Source organism: Motilimonas sp. 1_MG-2023 (assembly GCF_030547455.1).
Classification (GTDB): domain Bacteria; phylum Pseudomonadota; class Gammaproteobacteria; order Enterobacterales; family CBDFNC01; genus Motilimonas.
In genome coordinates, this window is the sequence record NZ_JAUOPX010000379.1 from 1 (window position 1) to 223 (window position 223).

A 223-nucleotide genomic window follows, 5' to 3' on the forward strand; every position below is an offset into this window, starting at 1 on the left:
ATTCACTTTTACCAAATTGGTTGCGGGAGCTGGATTTGAACCAACGACCTTCGGGTTATGAGCCCGACGAGCTACCAAACTGCTCCATCCCGCGACTGGTTTTTTTGACACTTTTTATCTATTAAAAATTGGTTGCGGGAGCCGGATTTGAACCAACGACCTTCGCCGAGTTTATAAGAGTTGAGCCCGATAAGCTTTTTCTTATTCACTTTTACCAAATTGG

General features: G+C 43.9%; 1 tRNA gene. It reads right to left on the reverse strand.

The features are described 5' to 3' along the window. Positions 1 to 17: 17 nt before the first annotated feature. A tRNA-Met gene (locus Q4519_RS22345) sits at positions 18 to 94 on the reverse strand. Positions 95 to 223 lie beyond the last annotated feature (129 nt).